This window comes from Streptomyces subrutilus (assembly GCF_001746425.1).
GTDB classification, from domain to species: domain Bacteria; phylum Actinomycetota; class Actinomycetes; order Streptomycetales; family Streptomycetaceae; genus Streptomyces; species Streptomyces subrutilus_A.
This window is the reverse complement of record NZ_MEHK01000001.1, coordinates 2,032,040-2,051,672: the sequence shown is the minus strand read 5'-3', so window position 1 is coordinate 2,051,672 and position 19,633 is coordinate 2,032,040. Positions and strand designations below refer to the sequence as shown.

General features: G+C 71.8%; 15 protein-coding genes. 11 read left to right on the top strand and 4 right to left on the bottom strand.

The genetic code is table 11. From position 1 onward, the window contains the following. Window positions 1-45: 45 nt before the first annotated feature. Complete coding sequence (locus tag BGK67_RS10265; protein WP_069919784.1) at window positions 46-702, bottom strand: MBL fold metallo-hydrolase; 657 nt, start codon at window positions 700-702, stop codon at window positions 46-48. Between the two features lie 25 nt (window positions 703-727). Continuing rightward, window positions 728-1,420 carry a maleylpyruvate isomerase family mycothiol-dependent enzyme gene (locus BGK67_RS10260; protein ID WP_069919783.1) on the bottom strand — a complete coding sequence of 231 codons (693 nt, stop codon included), beginning with the start codon at window positions 1,418-1,420 and terminating at the stop codon, window positions 728-730. Between the two features lie 187 nt (window positions 1,421-1,607). Between BGK67_RS10260 and uvrA the strand changes: the two genes are divergently transcribed. Then, complete coding sequence (uvrA, locus tag BGK67_RS10255) at window positions 1,608-4,601, top strand: excinuclease ABC subunit UvrA (RefSeq protein WP_069919782.1); 2,994 nt, start codon at window positions 1,608-1,610, stop codon at window positions 4,599-4,601. 166 nt (window positions 4,602-4,767) lie between these two features. Here the strand turns inward: uvrA and BGK67_RS10250 are convergent, their stop codons facing one another. After that, on the bottom strand, window positions 4,768-5,649 hold the full coding sequence (locus BGK67_RS10250; protein ID WP_069923763.1) for a carbohydrate kinase family protein: 882 nt from the start codon (window positions 5,647-5,649) through the stop codon (window positions 4,768-4,770). Window positions 5,650-5,724: 75 nt separating this feature from the next. Between BGK67_RS10250 and BGK67_RS10245 the strand changes: the two genes are divergently transcribed. Next, complete coding sequence (locus tag BGK67_RS10245; RefSeq protein ID WP_069919781.1) at window positions 5,725-6,156, top strand: Rieske (2Fe-2S) protein; 432 nt, start codon at window positions 5,725-5,727, stop codon at window positions 6,154-6,156. A 24-nt stretch (window positions 6,157-6,180) separates the two neighbouring features. Here the strand turns inward: BGK67_RS10245 and BGK67_RS10240 are convergent, their stop codons facing one another. Next, window positions 6,181-7,104 (bottom strand): hypothetical protein, encoded by a 924-nt coding sequence (locus BGK67_RS10240; RefSeq protein WP_069923762.1) that lies wholly within the window; start codon window positions 7,102-7,104, stop codon window positions 6,181-6,183. Window positions 7,105-7,407: 303 nt separating this feature from the next. Between BGK67_RS10240 and BGK67_RS10235 the strand changes: the two genes are divergently transcribed. The 9 genes from BGK67_RS10235 (at window position 7,408) to BGK67_RS10195 (ending at window position 19,633) form a co-directional block, all read left to right on the top strand. Further along, window positions 7,408-8,004 carry a papain-like cysteine protease family protein gene (locus BGK67_RS10235; protein WP_069919780.1) on the top strand — a complete coding sequence of 199 codons (597 nt, stop codon included), beginning with the start codon at window positions 7,408-7,410 and terminating at the stop codon, window positions 8,002-8,004. A gap of 5 nt (window positions 8,005-8,009) precedes the next feature. Next, the gene (locus tag BGK67_RS10230; RefSeq protein WP_069923761.1) at window positions 8,010-8,798 is read left to right on the top strand and encodes a hypothetical protein; all 789 of its coding nucleotides are present in this window, start codon (window positions 8,010-8,012) and stop codon (window positions 8,796-8,798) included. A gap of 137 nt (window positions 8,799-8,935) precedes the next feature. After that, window positions 8,936-10,930, top strand: a complete 1,995-nt coding sequence (uvrC, locus tag BGK67_RS10225) for an excinuclease ABC subunit UvrC (RefSeq protein WP_069919779.1) — start codon at window positions 8,936-8,938, stop codon at window positions 10,928-10,930. A 33-nt stretch (window positions 10,931-10,963) separates the two neighbouring features. Beyond that, window positions 10,964-11,911 carry an RNase adapter RapZ gene (gene rapZ / locus BGK67_RS10220; RefSeq protein WP_069919778.1) on the top strand — a complete coding sequence of 316 codons (948 nt, stop codon included), beginning with the start codon at window positions 10,964-10,966 and terminating at the stop codon, window positions 11,909-11,911. Continuing rightward, window positions 11,908-12,963: a gluconeogenesis factor YvcK family protein gene (locus tag BGK67_RS10215; RefSeq protein ID WP_069919777.1), complete on the top strand. Its 1,056-nt coding sequence runs from the start codon at window positions 11,908-11,910 to the stop codon at window positions 12,961-12,963. Before rapZ ends, BGK67_RS10215 begins: the two co-directional genes overlap by 4 nt. After that, window positions 12,954-13,949, top strand: coding sequence for a DNA-binding protein WhiA (gene whiA / locus BGK67_RS10210; protein ID WP_030009075.1), 996 nt, complete (start codon window positions 12,954-12,956; stop codon window positions 13,947-13,949). Before BGK67_RS10215 ends, whiA begins: the two co-directional genes overlap by 10 nt. 157 nt (window positions 13,950-14,106) lie before the next feature. Then, window positions 14,107-17,070 carry a M14 family metallopeptidase gene (locus tag BGK67_RS10205; RefSeq protein WP_069919776.1) on the top strand — a complete coding sequence of 988 codons (2,964 nt, stop codon included), beginning with the start codon at window positions 14,107-14,109 and terminating at the stop codon, window positions 17,068-17,070. Between the two features lie 208 nt (window positions 17,071-17,278). After that, window positions 17,279-18,283, top strand: a complete 1,005-nt coding sequence (gene gap / locus BGK67_RS10200; RefSeq protein ID WP_069919775.1) for a type I glyceraldehyde-3-phosphate dehydrogenase — start codon at window positions 17,279-17,281, stop codon at window positions 18,281-18,283. 138 nt (window positions 18,284-18,421) lie between these two features. Next, the gene (locus tag BGK67_RS10195; protein ID WP_069919774.1) at window positions 18,422-19,633 is read left to right on the top strand and encodes a phosphoglycerate kinase; all 1,212 of its coding nucleotides are present in this window, start codon (window positions 18,422-18,424) and stop codon (window positions 19,631-19,633) included.

The window sequence follows — 19,633 nt, the reverse complement described above, 5'->3', positions numbered from 1 at the left end:
GGCCGGAAGGGGTGCCCCGCGTCGGGAAGTTGACGGGTTGCGGACCTACCAGCCGCGTTCGCGCCACTCGGCCAGGTGCGGACGCTCGGCGCCGAGCGTGGTGTCGTTGCCGTGGCCCGGGTAGATCCAGGTCTCGTCCGGCAGCCGGTCGAAGATCTTGTGCTGGACGTCGTCGATCAGGCTCGCGAAGGCCTTAGGGTCGTCCCACGTGTTGCCGACGCCGCCCGGGAAGAGGCAGTCGCCGGTGAAGACGTGCGGGTGCCCGTGCGGGTCGTCGTAGATCAGGGCGATCGAGCCGGGGGTGTGCCCGACCAGGTGGCGCGCGGTGAGCTCGACCCGTCCGACGCGCACGGCGTCCCCGTCCGCCACCGGGACGTCGGTGGCCACGGGGATCCCCTCGGCGTCGTAGACGCCGGCGTAGGTGGTCGCCCCCGTCGCCTCGACCACGGCCTGGAGCGCGCCCCAGTGGTCGCCGTGCTGGTGGGTGGTGACGACGGACGTGATGCCGTCGTCGCCGATCAGGCTCAGCAGCGTGTCCGCGTCCGCGGCCGCGTCGATCAGCAGCTGCTCGTCGGTGGCCCGGCAGCGCAGCAGGTACGCGTTGTTGTTCATCGGGCCCACCGCGACCTTGGAAATCATCAGGTCCGCGAGCTCGTGCACGTCGGCCGGACCGCCGACCTTGACCTCTCCGGTGTACGTCATGTCTTTGATCCTAGAGGCGTCTGATCTAGAGCGGCGGGAGTACGGGAAGGCCGTCGCCGGCCGTGACGGTGAGTCCGGCGCCCCGCGGACCGCGCCCGGCCAGCCAGCCGAGCAGCTCGTCCTCGGGGCCTTCCAGGGCCACCGGGGTGCCCTCCGTGCCGCCGGTGTGCCAGAGCGTGCCGGAGGGGGCCCGCAGCGTGACCGGCGGCACCTCGGGACGCCCCGACCAGCGGTCGGCGAGGAAGGCGATCTCGCGGCCGGTGAACTCCGCGGGCAGGTCGCGCAGCCCGTAGCCGATGTCCAGGTCGACGTGGTGCAGCTCGACCTCGACGAGGCGGCGGAAGGGCACGTGGGCGGCGAGGTCCGTGACCCCGTTGCGCAGCTCGACGGTGCGGGACCAGTCCTGGTCCCGCTCGGTGGCGGCGAGGAAGCGGGCCCCGGAATCACGGAGGTCCGTCAGGTGTTGTTCCAGGGAACGGCCGGCGTCGCGGGCGATGTCCGCGTCGCGGGTTTCGGCGCTCTCGTACATCGGGCGCCCCTCGAGGACGTTGACGAGGGCGTCCGCGTTGCGTGCCAGGTGGGCCAGGATGTGGCCGCGGCTCCAGCCGGGGAGGTGTGACTCCGCGGCGAGAGAGGCGTTGTCCAGCTTCGCGACCGCGGTCAGCAGCCGGTCCGTCGCTTCACGTACAGATCGCAGGTCGTGCACATGATCAGTCATGGGACCGAGCCTAGTGCTCCAGGGCCGTCGGCCACACGATCGGGTGAAGCGGCTGGCGGAGTGCCGTAAATCGAATGTGCGTGCTATACGCTCGGAAGTCAGACTCCAACTCCACCGCAGTGGCGCCCCCCATACCCTGGGACGGGGGCCCGTGCCCCCCGCTCTCTCAAGAAAGGTGCGGACCGGCGTGACCGACCGTCTCATCGTTCGTGGCGCTCGCGAGCACAACCTCAAGAACGTCTCGCTCGACCTGCCCCGCGACTCACTCATCGTCTTCACCGGACTCTCCGGGTCGGGCAAGTCCTCCCTGGCCTTCGACACGATCTTCGCCGAGGGCCAGCGCCGCTACGTCGAGTCGCTCTCGTCGTACGCCCGTCAGTTCCTCGGGCAGATGGACAAGCCCGACGTCGACTTCATCGAGGGGCTCTCGCCGGCCGTCTCGATCGACCAGAAGTCGACCTCGCGCAACCCGCGCTCGACCGTGGGCACCATCACCGAGGTCTACGACTACCTCCGCCTCCTCTTCGCCCGCATCGGCAAGCCGCACTGCCCCGAGTGCCGGCGCCCCATCTCCCGCCAGTCGCCGCAGGCGATCGTCGACAGGGTGCTCGCGCTCCCCGAGGGCAGCCGCTTCCAGGTGCTCTCGCCCCTGGTGCGCGAGCGCAAGGGCGAATTCGTCGACCTCTTCGCCGACCTGCAGACCAAGGGCTACAGCCGGGCGCGGGTGGACGGGCAGACCGTCCAGCTCTCCGAGCCGCCCACCCTGAAGAAGCAGGAGAAGCACACCATCGAGGTGGTCATCGACCGCCTCACCGTCAAGGACAGCGCCAAGCGCCGGCTCACCGACTCGGTGGAGACCGCCCTCGGCCTCTCCGGCGGCATGGTCATCCTGGACTTCGTCGACCTCCCCGAGGACGACCCCGAGCGTGAGCGGATGTTCTCCGAGCACCTCTACTGCCCCTACGACGACCTCTCCTTCGAGGAGCTGGAGCCGCGCTCCTTCTCCTTCAACTCGCCCTTCGGCGCCTGCCCCGAGTGCACGGGCATCGGCACCCGCATGGAGGTGGACCCGGAACTGATCATTCCGGACGAGGAGAAGTCCCTGGACGAGGGCGCGGTCTCGCCGTGGTCGCTCGGTCACACCAAGGACTACTTCCAGCGGCTGATCGGCGCCCTGGCCGGGGAGCTGGGCTTCCGTACGGACATCCCGTGGGCCGGACTGCCGCTGCGCGCGAAGAAGGCCCTGCTGTACGGGCACAAGACGCAGATCGAGGTCCGCTACCGCAACCGGTACGGACGGGAGCGCGCGTACACCACCGCCTTCGAGGGCGCGGTGCCCTTCGTCAAGCGCCGGCACGCGGAGTCCGAGAGCGACGCGAGCCGCGAGCGCTTCGAGGGCTACATGCGCGAGGTGCCCTGCCCGACCTGTGAGGGCACCCGGCTCAAGCCGATCGTGCTGGCCGTGACGGTGATGGAGAAGTCCATCGCCGAGGTCGCCGCCATGTCGATCAGCGAGTGCGCGGACTTCCTCGGCCGGATGCGGCTCGACGCCCGCGACAAGAAGATCGCCGAGCGGGTCCTCAAGGAGGTCAACGAGCGGCTCCGCTTCCTCGTCGACGTCGGCCTGGACTACCTGTCGCTGAACCGCGCCGCCGGCACCCTGTCGGGCGGCGAGGCCCAGCGCATCCGCCTCGCCACGCAGATCGGTTCCGGCCTGGTCGGCGTGCTCTACGTACTGGACGAGCCCTCCATCGGCCTGCACCAGCGCGACAACCACCGGCTGATCGAGACGCTGGTGCGGCTGCGGGACATGGGCAACACGCTGATCGTGGTCGAGCACGACGAGGACACCATCAAGGTGGCCGACTGGGTCGTGGACATCGGCCCCGGCGCGGGTGAGCACGGCGGCAAGGTCGTGCACAGCGGTTCGCTCAAGGAGCTGCTGAAGAACTCCGAGTCGATGACCGGGCAGTACCTGTCGGGCAAGCGGTCCATCGCGATCCCGGACGTGCGCCGGCCCGTGAACGGCGAGCGGAAGCTGACCGTCCACGGCGCCAAGGAGAACAACCTCCAGGACATCGACGTCGCGTTCCCGCTGGGCGTGCTCACGGCCGTGACCGGTGTGTCGGGTTCCGGCAAGTCGACGCTGGTCAACGACATCCTCTACACGCACCTGGCGCGCGAGCTGAACGGCGCCCGCTCGGTGCCGGGGCGGCACACCCGGGTGGACGGCGACGACCTCGTCGACAAGGTCGTGCACGTCGACCAGTCGCCGATCGGCCGCACGCCGAGGTCGAACCCGGCCACGTACACCGGCGTCTTCGACCACGTGCGCAAGCTGTTCGCGGAGACCATGGAGGCGAAGGTGCGCGGCTACCTGCCGGGCCGCTTCTCCTTCAACGTGAAGGGCGGCCGGTGCGAGAACTGCTCCGGCGACGGCACGATCAAGATCGAGATGAACTTCCTGCCGGACGTGTACGTCCCGTGCGAGGTCTGCCACGGCGACCGGTACAACCGGGAGACGCTGGAGGTCCACTACAAGGGCAAGTCCATCGCGGAAGTCCTCAACATGCCGATCGAGGAGGCGCTGGACTTCTTCGAGGCGGTGCCGACGATCTCGCGGCACCTGCGGACGCTGAACGAGGTGGGGCTGGGGTACGTCCGGCTCGGCCAGTCGGCGCCGACGCTGTCGGGCGGTGAGGCGCAGCGCGTGAAGCTGGCGTCGGAGCTGCAGAAGCGGTCGACGGGCCGGACGGTGTACGTGCTGGACGAGCCGACGACGGGTCTGCACTTCGAGGACATCTCGAAGCTGATCAAGGTCCTGTCGGGGCTGGTGGACAAGGGGAACTCGGTGATCGTCATCGAGCACAACCTGGACGTCATCAAGACCGCCGACTGGGTCATCGACATGGGCCCCGAGGGCGGCTACGGCGGTGGCCTGGTGGTGGCCGAGGGCACACCGGAGCAGGTCGCCTCGGTGGGCGCCAGCCACACGGGCAAGTTCCTGCGGGACATCCTGGGCGCGGACCGGGTTTCCGACGGGGCGCTGCCGGCACGGGCCACCGGGAAGAAGGCGGCGGCCAGGAAGCCGGCGGCCAAGAAGACGGTCGCCGCGAAGGCCGCCACGAAGAAGGCCGCCGCCCCGGCCAAGAAGGCGACGGCGCGGACGCGCAAGGCGTAGCGCCGGGCCGGGCGAAGCGTAGGGGTCCGGCTGGTGCCGGGCCCCTACGCCGTGTGCGGCGCCGCTGCCGGGGGTTCCCCGCCCGGGCCTCCGCCCGGGGCCCCAGTACCTCAGGCGCCGGGCACCGGCTGGGCAGGCGCCCCCGTGCGCCGGGCCCGGGGGCTGCTCATGACCCGAGCTCGGCCGCGTACGGCGGTTCCGCGCCCGCGCGGGTGCAGGTCAGGGCCGCCGCGCGGGCGGCGTAGCCCAGGACGTCCGGCCAGTCCACCGGCCCGGTCCCCGCGCCCGAAAGCCGGTGCAGCAGGGCCGCGTTGACGGTGTCACCCGCCCCGATCGTGTCCGCCACGGCGACCGCGCGGGCCGCCACCGAGTGCTCCCCGCCCTCCCGGGTCCACACCGTCAGCCCCGCCGCGCCCCGCGTCAGCACCACCGCCGACGGACCCGCCGCCAGCCAGTCGCAGACGCGGCCGCCCAGCCACGCCGCGTCCTCCTCCGACAGCTTCAGGACGGAGGCGTGCGGCAGCAGCCGCGTCAGGAACCGGGCGCGGTAGCCCGCCGGGTCCGCGATCAGCGCCGGCCGGATGTTGGGGTCCAGCAGGGTCAGCAGCCCGCGCCGCGACTCCCGGCGCAGCAGGGCCTCGTACGCGCTCGCGCCCGGCTCCAGGACCAGCGAGCAGGTCCCGAGCGCGAGGGCCCGCACGGACTCCGGGAGGGCCGGCGGCAGCGAGAACAGGCGGTCCGCGGTGCCCTCGACGTAGAAGCCGTACGAGGCCGAGCCGTCCGGGGCCAGCGAGGGCACGGCGAGGGTGGTCGGCTCCGGCCCGCGCTGCACCAGCGACAGGTCCACCCCGGCCGCGCGGAGCCCGGCCAGCAGGCTCTCGCCGAAGCCGTCCGCCGAGACCCGCGAGCAGAAGGCCACCTGGGCGCCCAGGCGCCCGAGCGCGAGCGCGGTGTTGTACGGCCCGCCGCCCGGCCGCGGCAGCAGCGCGCCCGGCGGCCGCGCGACGGGGACCAGGTCGATGAGGGCTTCTCCGCCGACGACGATCACGCGGGGGAAGCTACCGCATCGGACGGCGGTATCGTCGGGGGCACCGTGCCCGGCCCGTTCCACCAGGAGAGTTCCATGTCCGCGTCGCCGTCTCCCGCCCGCCGTACCGTTCTGCGGGGCGCCGCCGCGCTCGCGGGAGCAGCCGGCGCCGGAGCGGCCCTCACGGCCTGCTCGACCGAGACCAACAGTGGCGGGAACACCCCCGCGACGCCCACCGCCCCCGTGGAACTGGGGGCCGCGGCCGAGGTGCCGGTGGGCGGGGCCAAGCTGTACCGCGAGCGGAAGCTGATCGTCAGCTGCCCGGCCGCGGGCGAGTACAAGGCGTTCAGCGCCCAGTGCACGCACGCCGGCTGCGTACTGGACAAGATCGTCGAGGGGGAGGGCAACTGCCCCTGCCACGGCAGCCGCTTCGACGTGGCCACCGGCAAGGTGCTGAAGGGCCCGGCCACCGACCCGCTGCCCGCCGTCCCCGTCAAGGCGGAGAACGGCAGGCTCGTGGCGGGCTGACCCGCTGCGGGCCCGGGGCCCGCCTCAGTCCCAGTCCCAGGCGATCCCGAGGATCCCGCGCCGCACCGACTGCTCCACCAGGTGCACCGCCCGGTGCCGGCCGCTCGGCGTGAGGTCCGCGAGGCCGGTGCGCGGCGCCTGCGGGCCGGTACGGGCGAAGCGGCGGCAGCGCACCGGCAGGGCCGCCTCGTCGAAGCGGACCTGGAGCATGTACTGGCCGCCCGCGTAGCTGAACCCGCGCACGTACTCGCCGCTGCGCGCGCCCGTGCCGTCCTCGATGCCGTAGCCGAAGACGTACGTGTCCCCGCGCCGCAGCCGGGCGTCGAAGAGCAGCTCCGCGACGACCACCCCGGCCTCCCGGTGGGTCCGGATCCGCCCGGTGCGGCAGTTCTCGTACGCCGCCACCTCCATCCGGGACGTATCGCAGCCCGGATCGCCGTGATGGATGGCGAGGTAGCGGTCGACGCCGTCGCGGTGGGCGCGCACGATCTGCTGCGACTCGCGCGTGCGCATCTCGCCCTGCGCCCCGATCCGGACCCGCTCGTGGTGGCCCAGCGAGTGCAGTCCGCCGTCGGAAGGCAGCTCCATCGCGGCCAGCAGCTGCTCCACCGCCGCGCCCACGCTCACCAGGGCCCGGTAGGGGCGGGCGGTCGGGCGGGCCGGGCCGCGCCCGGGACCGGGGGCGGCCAACAGCCGGAGCAGGGCCCCGTCCGGCAGCTCCAGGATCTCCTCCAGGGCGGTGACGGCCCGCAGGGACTCCGCGTGCCGGGGCCGCCGGGCGCCCTGCTGCCAGTAACTGAGGCTGGTGACGCCGACCTTGATACCGCGGGCCGCGAGCCGGTGCTGAACCCGGTGCAGGGGCAGGCCGCGGGCGGCGAGGGCGGCGCGCAGGGCGAGGTGGAAGGGGCCGCCGCGCAGCAGCTGCCGGAGCTCTGCCGTGCCTGCCATGCCTGCCGGGCCCGGCACGCCCGTGGCGATACCGGCCGGGCCCGGTGCGCCCGCCGTGTCGCCGGTCGGCAGCATGGCGACTCCTCTGTGAACGTTCACTCGCGCCGGCCCGGGGGACCGCGCCGGCGGCACCGGGGGACCAGGTGGCACGGCAGTAACCGTTCACACCGCGGCCCCACCGTTCACACCGCAATGTCACCGCGTATTGAAGCGTGTTGACCTGATCGCGACAACACCTGATGCTCCTCCACAGCGTCCGGACGCGCTCCTCCACCCCCACATCCCCACTTCGGGAGGAACGCGATGCGCCACCGAAACCGGCGGCTGTCCCTCGCCGCCTTCGTCTCCGCCCTGCTGCTCACCCTGCCCCTCGGCGCCGGAACCGCCACCGCCGCCCCCGCCGACACCGAATCCGCCCTCGCGTACAAGCGCCTGAACATCACCATGCAGGCCCAGCAGAAGACCAACTGGTGCTGGGCCGCCGGCGGCAACACCATCGCCACCTGGTTCGGCCGGAACCACACCCAGAACCAGTTCTGCAACGCCGCCTTCAACCGCCAGCAGGGCTCCGACTGCCCGAACAACCAGGCCACCCTCGGCAACGTCCAGACCGGCCTGCGCTGGGCCGGCATCAACGCCGGCTCGTACGTGAACGGCTGGCTCCAGTACTCCACCGTCCAGACCGAGATCAACGCCAACCGCCCGATCGAGACCCGGATCCAGTGGTCCAACGGCGGCGGCCACATGCACGTCATCTACGGCTACGACACCGCCAACAGCTGGGTCTACTGGGGCGACCCGTGGCCCTCCAGCGACCGCTACAACTGGGCCTCGCACGCCTGGTACGTGAACAACGGCACCTTCTCCTGGACCCACTCCCTCTACCGGATCGGGGCGTGACCGCCATGACCCTGCGCGCCTCCGCCGCCGCGGTCCTCGCCGCCGCCTCCGCCGCTTCCGCCGCCCTGCTCGTCCTCGCCCCGCAGGCGGTCGCGGCCCCCGTGCCGCAGCCGCAGGCCGCCACCGCCGAGACCCGGGCCGCCGCCGCCCGGGCGGCCGCCGCACCGGAGACCCTGGCTACGGTCTCCCGGTTCTTCGCCCGCGAGGGGAAGGTCTCGCCGGAGACCGCGCAGCCCCGCATAGCGGGGGAGCCCGTACCGGTGCACCACCTCTCCCCGGAGTTCGTCGCGGGGAAGGCGGGGGCGCCCGTCGCCCGCCTGGAGTTCCTCGCCAGCGAGGCCGTCTCCTCGGACGGGCAGCGGGCCGCGCTGTGGACGGCGCGGACGGAGGCCGGCTGGCAGGTGGTGAACATCGCCACCGGCGACGACGAGTTCCGCTACGCGCAGCTGGGCGCCGAGAAGCTGCCGGGCGGCACCGTGTTCCGGGAGCCGCAGATCGACGCGTGGTACGTGGCCGGGGGCAGCCGGGTGCTGCCGCTGGACGAGGACGCGGCGCGGGCGGTGGGCGCGGGGGGCACGAGCCTCGACGCCTACCGGACCCGGGTCACGCAGGCGTACGGGGACAAGCTTCCCGGCTCCGCCTACGCCCTGCGGGGCGCGGCCGGGGGGGTCGCTGAGGGGTCTGCCGAGCCTGACGCGGCCGTGAGCGGCGTGGTCGGCGGAGCCGGTGCGCTCGCTCTCGGGGCGCTGGGTGTCCTGGGCGTACGCCGCTTCCGCCGATCCGCGGAGGCCTGACCCGCCCCCGCAGGGCCCGGCTCCGCCGGCCGGGCCCTGCGGTCCGCTCCTGGGGCGGAGCCCCGGGTCCTCGAGCCGCGCCCGGCGGGACGCGGGCGTACGGCCGGTTGTCGGAGGGCGCCAGTAGGGTGGTTGGCATGGCCGACCCTTCCAGTTACCGACCCAAGCCGGGACAGGTCCCCGACTCCCCAGGGGTGTACCGGTTCCGCGACGAGCACCGCCGGGTGATCTACGTCGGGAAGGCCAAGAGCCTGCGCCAGCGCCTGGCGAGCTACTTCCAGGACATCGCCGGCCTGCATCCCCGTACCGCCACCATGGTGACCACGGCCGCCTCCGTGGAGTGGACCGTGGTGTCCACCGAGGTGGAGGCGCTCCAGCTCGAGTACTCGTGGATCAAGGAGTACGACCCGCGGTTCAACGTCAAGTACCGCGACGACAAGAGCTACCCCTCCCTCGCCGTGACGATGAACGAGGACTACCCCCGCGTCCAGGTCATGCGCGGGCCCAAGAAGCGGGGCGTGCGCTACTTCGGTCCGTACGGCCACGCCTGGGCCATCCGCGAGACCGTCGACCTGATGCTCCGGGTCTTCCCGGTACGGACCTGCTCCGCGGGCGTGTTCAAGCGCTCCGCGCAGATCGGCCGCCCCTGCCTGCTCGGCTACATCGGCAAGTGCTCCGCGCCCTGCGTCGGCCGGGTCACCCCCGAGGAGCACCGCGAACTGGCCGAGGACTTCTGCGACTTCATGGCCGGCCGCACCGGCACCTACCTCTCCCGGCTGGAGAAGGAGATGCACCAGGCGGCCGAGGAGATGGAGTACGAGAAGGCCGCCCGGCTCCGCGACGACATCGGGGCGCTGCGCCGGGCCATGGAGAAGAACGCCGTGGTGTTCACCGACGCCACCGACGCGGACCTCGTCGCGGTGGCCGAGGACGAGCTCGAGGCCGCCGTGCAGATCTTCCACGTACGCGGCGGCCGGGTCCGCGGCCAGCGCGGCTGGGTCACCGACAAGGTCGAGGCCGTGGACACCGCCGGGCTGGTCGAGCACGCGCTCCAGCAGCTCTACGGGGAGGAGACCGGCGAGTCCGTCCCCAAGGAGGTGCTGGTCCCCGCGCTGCCCGAGGACGCCCCCGCCCTGAGCCAGTGGCTCGCCGGGCGCCGCGGGTCCGGCGTCAGCCTGCGCATCCCGCAGCGCGGCGACAAGAAGGCCCTCATGGAGACCGTCCACCGCAACGCGCAGCAGTCCCTCGCCCTGCACAAGACCAAGCGCGCCAGCGACCTCACCACCCGCTCCCGGGCCCTGGAGGAGATCGCCGAGGCCCTGGAGCTGGACAGCGCCCCGCTGCGCATCGAGTGCTTCGACATCTCCCACCTCCAGGGCGACGACGTGGTCGCCTCGATGGTGGTCTTCGAGGACGGGCTCGCCCGCAAGAGCGAGTACCGGCGCTTCCAGATCAAGTCCTTCGAGGGGCAGGACGACGTCCGCTCCATGCACGAGGTGGTCTCCCGCCGCTTCCGCCGCTACCTCCAGGAGAAGCTGAAGACCGGCGAGTGGGACGCGGAGGAGGGCGAGGCGCCCGAGGACGACGGGCGGGCCAAGCGCTTCGCCTACCCGCCGCAGCTCGTCGTGGTCGACGGCGGGCAGCCGCAGGTCGCCGCCGCCAAGCGGGCCCTGGAGGAGCTCGGCGTCGACGACGTGGCCGTGTGCGGCCTGGCCAAGCGGCTGGAGGAGGTCTGGCTGCCCGGGGAGGACGACCCGGTGGTGCTGCCCCGCAGCAGCGAGGGCCTCTACCTGCTCCAGCGGGTGCGTGACGAAGCCCACCGCTTCGCCATCCAGTACCAGCGCAACAAGCGCGGGAAGCGCCTGAAGGCCGGCCCGCTGGACGAGGTGCCCGGCCTCGGCGAGAGCCGCAAGCAGGCCCTGGTCAAGCACTTCGGTTCGGTGAAGCGGCTCCGACAGGCGACAATCGACCAGATCTGCGAGGTCCCGGGCATAGGCCGCAAGACGGCCGAGGCCGTGGCCGTGGCCCTCGCCCGGTCGGTTCCCGCCGGTCCTGCCGTCAACACGGCCACAGGAGAGATCATTGAGGATGAGAACCCCGCCCCCGCGGGTGGGGCCGCCTCCCAGCGGTAGCCGGGAGCCATCGTCCGAACGGGGGACCGAGCAATGACCGAGCACGAGACCGCGCACGACCGAGACGGAGCACAGGTGAGTACGGGCACGACAGTGGAGCCCGGCGAGACCGCCGAGGCGGCCATCCCCGAGCTGGTGATCATTTCCGGGATGTCCGGGGCCGGCCGCAGTACGGCGGCCAAGTGTCTGGAGGACCTCGGCTGGTTCGTCGTCGACAACCTGCCGCCTGCGCTGATCCCCACCATGGTGGAGCTCGGCGCCCGCTCCCAGGGCAACGTGGCGCGCATCGCCGTCGTCGTCGACGTCCGCGGCCGCCAGTTCTTCGACGCCCTGCGCGAGTCCCTCGCCGACCTCGACAGCCGCGGGGTCACGCGCCGCATCGTCTTCCTGGAGTCCTCCGACGACGCGCTGGTCCGCCGCTTCGAATCGGTCCGCCGCCCGCACCCCCTCCAGGGCGACGGGCGCATCACCGACGGCATCGCCGCCGAGCGCGACCTGCTGCGCGAGCTGCGCGGGGACGCCGACCTGGTGATCGACACCTCCAGCCTGAACGTGCACGAGCTGCGCGCCAAGATGGACGCCCAGTTCGCCGGGGACGAGGAGCCCGAGCTGCGGGCCACCGTCATGTCCTTCGGCTACAAGTACGGCCTGCCGGTCGACGCCGACCTCGTCGTCGACTGCCGCTTCATCCCCAACCCGCACTGGGTCCCGGAGCTGCGGCCCTTCACCGGGCTCAACGAGGAGGTGTCGGGGTACGTCTTCGGCCAGCCGGGCGTGAAGGAGTTCCTCGACCGCTACACCGAGCTGCTCCAGCTCATCGCCACCGGCTACCGCCGCGAGGGCAAGCGGTACGTGACCATCGCGGTCGGCTGCACGGGCGGCAAGCACCGCAGCGTGGCCGTGTCCGAGAAGCTCGCCGCCCGCCTCGCCTCCGAGGGAGTCGAGACCGTCGTCGTCCACCGGGACATGGGGCGCGAGTGACCGCACGGACCCCGCGGCTGAGCCGCCTGCGCCGCCTCACCCCGGGACGGGGCGAAGACGGCGCGGGCCGCTCCGGCCGCCGGCGCGGCGCCGCGCCCAAGGTGGTCGCCTTGGGCGGCGGCCAGGGCCTGTCGGCCTCCCTCGCCGCGCTGCGCCGCATTACCGGTGACCTCACGGCCGTGGTCACCGTCGCCGACGACGGCGGCTCCAGCGGCCGGCTCCGCGAGGAGCTCGGCGTGCTGCCGCCCGGCGACCTGCGCAAGGCGCTGGCCGCGCTGTGCGGAGACGACGACTGGGGCCAGACCTGGGCCCGGGTCATCCAGCACCGCTTCCAGTCCCAGGGCGACCTGCACGGGCACGCCGTGGGCAACCTGCTGATCGTCGCCCTGTGGGAACAGCTCGGCGACCCCGTCCAGGCCCTCGACCTGGTGGGCAGGCTGCTCGGCGCGCAGGGCCGGGTGCTGCCCATGTCCGCGGTCCCGCTGGAGCTCCAAGCCCTGGTCAAGGGGCACGATCCGGCCCGGCCCGAGGACGTGGACACCGTCCGCGGGCAGGCCACCGTGGCCCTGACCCCGGGCGAGGTGCTCTCCGTACAGGTCGTGCCGGGTGACCCGCCGGCCGTGCCGGAGGCCGTCGCGGCGGTCCTCGACGCGGACTGGGTGGTCCTCGGGCCGGGGTCCTGGTTCTCCTCCGTGATCCCCCACCTGCTGGTGCCGCAACTGCTCGACGCGCTGGTCGAGACGAAGGCCCGCCGGGTGCTCTCGCTGAACCTCGCGCCGCAGCCCGGCGAAACAGAGGGCTTCTCTCCGCAGCGTCATTTGGAGGTTTTGGCCCGACACGCCCCTAAACTCGCCCTGGACGTGGTGCTGGCCGACGAGGCCGCCGTGCCCGACCGCGAGTCCCTCGCCGATGCCGCAAAACGGTTCGGTGCCGCGGTCGAGCTGGCGCCCGTGGCCAGGGAGGACGGGTCTCCGAAGCATGATCCGGAGCTGCTCGCCGCCGCGTACGACCGTATTTTTCGGATGCATGGAAGGATCGGCCCATGGCGATGACGCCCGCGGTGAAGGATGAGATCTCCCGCCTCCCGGTCACCCGGACCTGCTGCAGGAAGGCGGAGGTCTCGGCGATCCTTCGGTTCGCGGGCGGCCTGCACCTGGTGAGCGGCCGCATCGTCATCGAGGCGGAGCTCGACACCGGGATCGCCGCCAGACGGCTCCGCAAGGACATCCTGGAGATCTTCGGCCACTCCTCGGACCTCGTGGTCATGGCTCCCGGCGGACTGCGCCGCGGCAGCCGCTACGTGGTCCGCGTCGTGGCCGGGGGCGACCAGCTGGCACGCCAGACCGGGCTCGTGGACGGCCGCGGCCGCCCCATCCGGGGTCTTCCCCCGCAGGTGGTCTCCGGGGCCACCTGCGACGCGGAGGCGGCCTGGCGCGGCGCCTTCCTGGCCCACGGCTCGCTCACCGAGCCGGGCCGGTCCTCCTCCCTGGAGGTCACCTGCCCCGGTCCGGAGGCCGCCCTGGCCCTGGTGGGCGCCGCCCGCAGGCTCTCCATCGCCGCCAAGGCGCGCGAGGTGCGCGGGGTCGACCGCGTCGTGGTCCGCGACGGCGACGCGATCGGCGCGCTGCTCACCCGGCTCGGCGCCCACGAGTCGGTGCTGGCGTGGGAGGAGCGGCGGATGCGGCGCGAGGTGCGCGCCACAGCCAACCGCCTGGCCAACTTCGACGACGCCAACCTGCGCCGCTCGGCGCGGGCCGCCGTGGCCGCCGGAGCCCGCGTGCAGCGCGCGCTGGAGATCCTCGGCGAGGAGGTCCCCGAGCACCTCGCGGCCGCGGGCCGGCTGCGCATGGAGCACAAGCAGGCCTCCCTCGAGGAGCTGGGCGCGCTCGCCGACCCGCCGCTGACCAAGGACGCGGTCGCGGGCCGCATCCGCCGCCTGCTGGCGATGGCCGACAAGCGCGCCCAGGACCTCGGCATCCCGGGCACGGAGTCGAACCTCGATCTCAGCGAGGAGATGGCCGACAACATGGCGGGCTGACCAGGTCGGCTGACCTGCCTGTACCCGCGCTGGAGGGGGTCTGCACGATCACTCGTGCGGACCCCCTCCCCGTACCAGGCCCCATTGACATGGGCATGGACTGGTCGTGAGCCTTTCGTCCGGACACTTTCGTGGCAGACGACGCCCTGGGGGGCATATGAGGCACCGAGCGAGATCGATCCTCGCCGCAAGCGCACTCGTCTTCGGCACCGCGCTCGCCGCGCTACCCGCGTCGGCGCAGGCCCAGCCCGGCTCCGGCGCCGGATCCGGCGCGGACGAGGTCCGCGTCTACGACGCCGACATCACCAAGGAGCAGGTCCCGCTGGTCCTCGCCGCCGGCCAGGACGCGCACGAGCTGTCCGAGCGCGCGCCCGACAGCGGCACCGCCCGGGTCGAGCTGTTCCTGACCGGCGAGCAGGCCGAGGCCCTCGCCGGACAGGGCATCAGGCTCGCCGAGCGCAAGGTCCCCGGCGAGGGACTCGCCCGCGCCCAGAAGGCCGCCGGGGACGGGGTGTTCCGCCCGTACAGCGGCAAGGGCGGCCTCCAGGAGGAGATCCTGCGGACCGCGCGGCAGAACCCGGCGCTCACCAAGGTCGTCTCCATCGGCAAGACCGTCCAGGGCAAGGACATCCTCGCCCTCAAGGTCACCAAGAACGCCAGGAAGACCAAGGACGGCGACAAGCCGGCCGTGCTCTACATGTCCAACCAGCACGCCCGCGAGTGGATCACCCCGGAGATGACCCGGCGGCTGATGCACCACACCGTCGACAACTACGGCAAGGACCCGCGGGTCACCAAGCTGGTGGACTCCACCGAGCTGTGGTTCCTGCTCTCGGCCAACCCCGACGGCTACGACTACACGCACGCGCCCGACGGCGAGCGGCTGTGGCGCAAGAACATGCGCGACAACGACGGCGACGGCAAGCACACCGCCGTCGACGGCGTCGACCTCAACCGCAACTTCGCCTACAAGTGGGGCTACGACAACGAGGGCTCCTCGCCGAACCAGGCGAGCGAGACCTACCGCGGCCCCAAGGCCGGCTCCGAGCCGGAGACCGCCGCCCTCGACGCCTTCCAGAAGCGCATCGGCTTCGAGTACGCCATCAACTACCACTCCGCCGCCGAGCTGCTGCTCTACGGCGTGGGCTGGCAGGTGGCCACCCCCACCCCGGACGACATCGCCTACCAGGCGCTCGCGGGCACCCCGGAGAACCCGGCCGTCCCGGGCTACTACCCGCAGGTGTCCTCCGAGCTGTACACCACCAACGGCGAGGCCGACGGCCACGCCTCCAACGTCAACGGCATCATGATGTTCACGCCGGAGATGACCACCTGCCAGACGGTCTCCGAGAGCGTCCCGGACGACCGGTGGAAGCCCGAGGACTGCGCCTCCGGCTTCAACTTCCCGGACGACGAGAAGCTCATCCAGGCGGAGTTCGCCAAGAACGTCCCCTTCGCCCTGTCGGTCGGCGAGAGCGCCGCCCACCCGGACCGTCCGGCGTCCGTCGTGGGCCTCAGCGCCGCCGACTTCACCCTGGACCCCTTCACCACCTCCTACGTGCCCCGCGGCGAGGACCAGACGGTCGCCGTCACGGCCCGCAAGGCGCTGAAGGACAAGGAGCTCAACTTCCGGATCAACGGCGGCCGCACCCACGACGAGGACCTCAAGGCCTGGAAGGGCGGCGACGTCTACGGCGGCGAGGACAACAACTGGTTCGACGAGTACCGGGCGAAGGTGGACGGCGCGAAGCCCGGTGACAAGGTCGAGGTCTGGTTCACCGGCCGCGACGGCTCCGGCAGGAAGGTCTCCAGCGAGCACTTCACGTACACGGTGGCCGAGCGGCCGCGCGCGGACGTGCTGGTGATCGCGGAGGAGGGCGCCAAGGCCCAGCACGCCCAGAGCTACGTCGAGGCCCTGCGCGCCAACGGCAGGTCCGCGGCGGTCTGGGACGTGGCCGCCCAGGGGGCGCCGCACCACCTCGGGGTCCTGTCCCACTTCCGTACGGCCGTCCACTACACCGGGTCCAAGACCCCGGGCGGTGACACCCAGCTCGCGGTCCGCGACTTCCTGAACGAGGGCGGCAAGCTGATCGAGGCCGGTGAGCTCGCGGGCGGCAGCGCCCAGGTCGGCCGCGCCGTGACCAACGACTTCAGCCAGTACTGGCTCGGCGCCTACGGGCGTACGAGCGTCAGCGGCGCCACCGGCTTCACCGGCGCCGGCTTCCTGAACGGGGCCAAGGGCGCCCTCGGCGACGCCGCCGGCAACCCGCTCAACGCCCCCGGCTCCTACACGGTGACCTCCGACACCCTGGCCCCCGCGCAGTTCCCGCAGTTCAAGAGCGCGCAGGCCGGCCAGTTCGGCGGGGTCGTCAACCCGTACGCCCCCTACGCCGGCAGCCAGATGGCCTCCGCGCTCCACGCGGACGACGACTGGAAGCGGCTGACCCGCACGATCGACCTCACCGAGGTCACCGCCGCGGACAGGCCGCAGCTGAAGTTCGCGCTGAGCTGGAACGTCGAGGAGGGATACGACCACGCCGCGCTGGAGGCCCGTACCGCCGGCGGGGACGACTGGACCACGCTTCCGGACGCGGGCGGCCTGAGCAGCACCACCGTCCCCGAGGAGTGCGGGGCCGGGTTCTTCATCAGCGGCCACCCCTTCCTGCGCCGCTACCTCACCCTCGAGGGCGGCAACTGCACCCCGCACGGCACCAGCGGGGCGTGGAACAGCTTCACGGCGTCCTCGGGCGGCTGGAAGCAGGTCTCCTTCGACCTGAGCGCCTACGCGGGCAAGACCGTCGAGGTCTCGCTCTCCTCCATCACCGACGGCGGCTCGGGCGGCCGCGGCGTCTTCGCGGACGAGGCGCGCCTGAACGTCGGCGGCACGGACCGGGCCGTCGAGGGCTTCGAGGCCTCGTTCGGCGAGTGGGCCGCCCAGGGCGCACCTGCCGGAAGCCCTGAAGTTCCGGGCGATTGGTCCCGGTCGGGCGAGCTCTTCAAGTCCTATGCGGCGGTGACTACGCGTGACACCGTCCTGCTGGGCTTCGGGCTGGAACACCTGCCGGCGGCGGCTGACCGAGCCCTACTCGTCGGTAAGGCCCTCCAGGCGCTGAACCGCTGATCAGCGGCCCTCCAAGGACTCACGCTGCGTAACGGGGGAGAAAGCCCCCGAGGTCCCGTGCCGAGCAATCGGTACGGGGCCTCGGGGCGTGTCAGGCCCCGGCCGATGTCACTCAAAAGCTCACGGAGAGGTAGGGTCGTAAGCGGTCGGGGACATCCCATACAGCTCGCCGGCGCACTTACCGGCGCACCAACGAGGAGATCGGTTCGTGACGATCCGCGTAGGCATCAACGGTTTTGGCCGAATTGGCCGCAACTACTTCCGGGCGCTCCTTGAGCAGGGAGCGGACATCGAGATCGTCGGTGTCAACGACCTGACTGACAACGCCACCCTGGTGCACCTGCTCAAGTACGACACCATCCTGGGTCGCCTCAAGGCCGAGGTCTCCCACACCGACGACACCATCACCGTCGCCGGCAACACCTTCAAGACCTTCGCCGAGCGCGACCCCGCGAACCTCCCCTGGGGTGAGCTGGGCACCGACATCGTCATCGAGTCGACCGGCATCTTCACCAAGAAGGCCGACGCCGCCAAGCACATCGCCGCCGGCGCGAAGAAGGTCCTCATCTCGGCTCCGGCCAAGGACGAGGACATCACGATCGTGATGGGCGTCAACCAGGACAAGTACGACGCGGCCAACCACCACGTCATCTCCAACGCCTCCTGCACCACCAACTGCGTGGCGCCGATGGCCAAGGTCCTCCTGGAGAACTTCGGCATCGTCAAGGGCATGATGACGACGGTCCACGCCTACACGAACGACCAGCGCATCCTGGACTTCCCGCACTCGGACCTGCGCCGCGCCCGCGCCGCCGCCGAGAACATCATCCCGACCACCACCGGTGCCGCCAAGGCCACCGCGCTGGTGATCCCGGAGCTGGCGGGCAAGCTCGACGGCATCGCGATGCGCGTCCCGGTCCCCACCGGCTCCGTGACCGACCTGGTCATCGAGCTGGAGCGCGAGGTGACCAAGGACGAGGTCAACTCCGCGTTCCAGAAGGCCGCCGAGGGACAGCTGAAGGGCATCCTCGACTACACCGAGGACGCGATCGTCTCCTCCGACATCGTGAACTGGCCCGCGTCCTGCACCTTCGACTCCTCCCTGACCATGGTCCAGGGCAAGAGCGTCAAGGTCGTCGGCTGGTACGACAACGAGTGGGGCTACTCCAACCGTCTCGTGGACCTCACGGTCTTCGTCGGTGGCCAGCTCTAAGGTCACTGGTTCTAAGGTAGGCACCACGATGTGAGCACAGGGTCCGGGCTGCGCGACGAAGCGCCGCACGGGCCCTGTCGCTTGTCTCGTTCTCCCTTCCTCCCCCTTCGCGAGAAGGGCTCAAAGGAGTAGAAACACATGAAGACGATCGACGAACTGCTCGCCGAGGGCGTCAAGGGCAAGCGGGTCTTCGTCCGCGCCGACCTTAACGTCCCGCTGGCCCAGGGCAGCATCACCGACGACGGCCGCATCCGCGCCGTCCAGCCCACCATCGCGAAGCTCGCCGGCGCCGGCGCCCGCGTCATCGTGGCCTCGCACCTGGGCCGCCCCAAGGGCGCCCCGGACCCGGCCTTCTCGCTCGCCCCGGCCGCCAAGCGCCTGGGCGAACTGCTCGGTGCGGACGTCGCGTTCGCCACCGACACGGTCGGCGCCTCCGCCAAGGAGATCGTCGCGGCCCTCACCGACGGACAGGTGGCCGTCATCGAGAACCTGCGCTTCAACCCCGGTGAGACCGCGAAGGACGACGCCGAGCGCGGCGCGTTCGCCGACCGGCTCGCGGAGCTGGCCGACGTCTACGTCGGCGACGGCTTCGGCGCCGTCCACCGCAAGCACGCCTCGGTCTTCGACCTCCCCGCGCGCCTCCCGCACGCGGCCGGCTACCTCATCGCCACCGAGGTCGGCGTCCTGAAGAAGCTGACCGACGAGGTCAAGCGCCCCTACGTCGTGGTCCTCGGCGGCGCCAAGGTCTCCGACAAGCTCGCCGTCATCGACCAGCTGCTCGGCAAGGCCGACCGCATCCTCATCGGCGGCGGCATGGCCTACACCTTCCTCAAGGCCCTCGGCCACGAGGTCGGCATCTCCCTCCTGCAGGAGGACCAGATCCCCAAGGTGACGGAGTACATGCAGCGCGCGAAGGACACCGGCGTCGAGCTGGTCCTCCCGGTCGACGTGCTGGTCTCCAAGGACTTCCCCGACCTCAAGGGCAAGACCCCGGCCGTCTTCGACACGGTCGACGCGGACGGCATCCCTGCCGACAAGGAGGGCCTGGACATCGGCCCCAAGACGCGCGAGCTCTACGCGTCCAAGATCGCCGATGCCGGGACCGTGTTCTGGAACGGCCCGGTCGGCGTCTTCGAGCACCCGGACTACGCGGGCGGTACCACCGCCATCGCGCAGGCCCTCGTCGACAGCAGCGCCTTCACCGTGGTCGGCGGTGGCGACAGTGCCGCCGCGGTCCGCATCCTGGGCTTCGACGAGAATGCCTTCGGCCACATTTCCACCGGTGGCGGCGCCTCCCTCGAATACCTCGAGGGCAAGACGCTCCCCGGTCTCGCCGCCCTGGAGGGCTGA

Bases quoted from the DNA above. Each gene is read 5' to 3' on its own strand.
- whiA (WP_030009075.1), top strand. From the start codon at position 12,954: ATGGCGATGACGCCCGCGGTGAAGGATGAGATCTCCCGCCTCCCGGTC.
- rapZ (WP_069919778.1), top strand. From the start codon at position 10,964: ATGACCGAGCACGAGACCGCGCACGACCGAGACGGAGCACAGGTGAGT.
- BGK67_RS10195 (WP_069919774.1), top strand. From the start codon at position 18,422: ATGAAGACGATCGACGAACTGCTCGCCGAGGGCGTCAAGGGCAAGCGG.
- BGK67_RS10240 (WP_069923762.1), bottom strand. From the start codon at position 7,104: ATGGCAGGCACGGCAGAGCTCCGGCAGCTGCTGCGCGGCGGCCCCTTC.
- BGK67_RS10235 (WP_069919780.1), top strand. From the start codon at position 7,408: ATGCGCCACCGAAACCGGCGGCTGTCCCTCGCCGCCTTCGTCTCCGCC.
- BGK67_RS10245 (WP_069919781.1), top strand. From the start codon at position 5,725: ATGTCCGCGTCGCCGTCTCCCGCCCGCCGTACCGTTCTGCGGGGCGCC.
- BGK67_RS10230 (WP_069923761.1), top strand. From the start codon at position 8,010: ATGACCCTGCGCGCCTCCGCCGCCGCGGTCCTCGCCGCCGCCTCCGCC.
- BGK67_RS10260 (WP_069919783.1), bottom strand. From the start codon at position 1,420: ATGACTGATCATGTGCACGACCTGCGATCTGTACGTGAAGCGACGGAC.
- BGK67_RS10265 (WP_069919784.1), bottom strand. From the start codon at position 702: ATGACGTACACCGGAGAGGTCAAGGTCGGCGGTCCGGCCGACGTGCAC.
- BGK67_RS10205 (WP_069919776.1), top strand. From the start codon at position 14,107: ATGAGGCACCGAGCGAGATCGATCCTCGCCGCAAGCGCACTCGTCTTC.
- uvrC (WP_069919779.1), top strand. From the start codon at position 8,936: ATGGCCGACCCTTCCAGTTACCGACCCAAGCCGGGACAGGTCCCCGAC.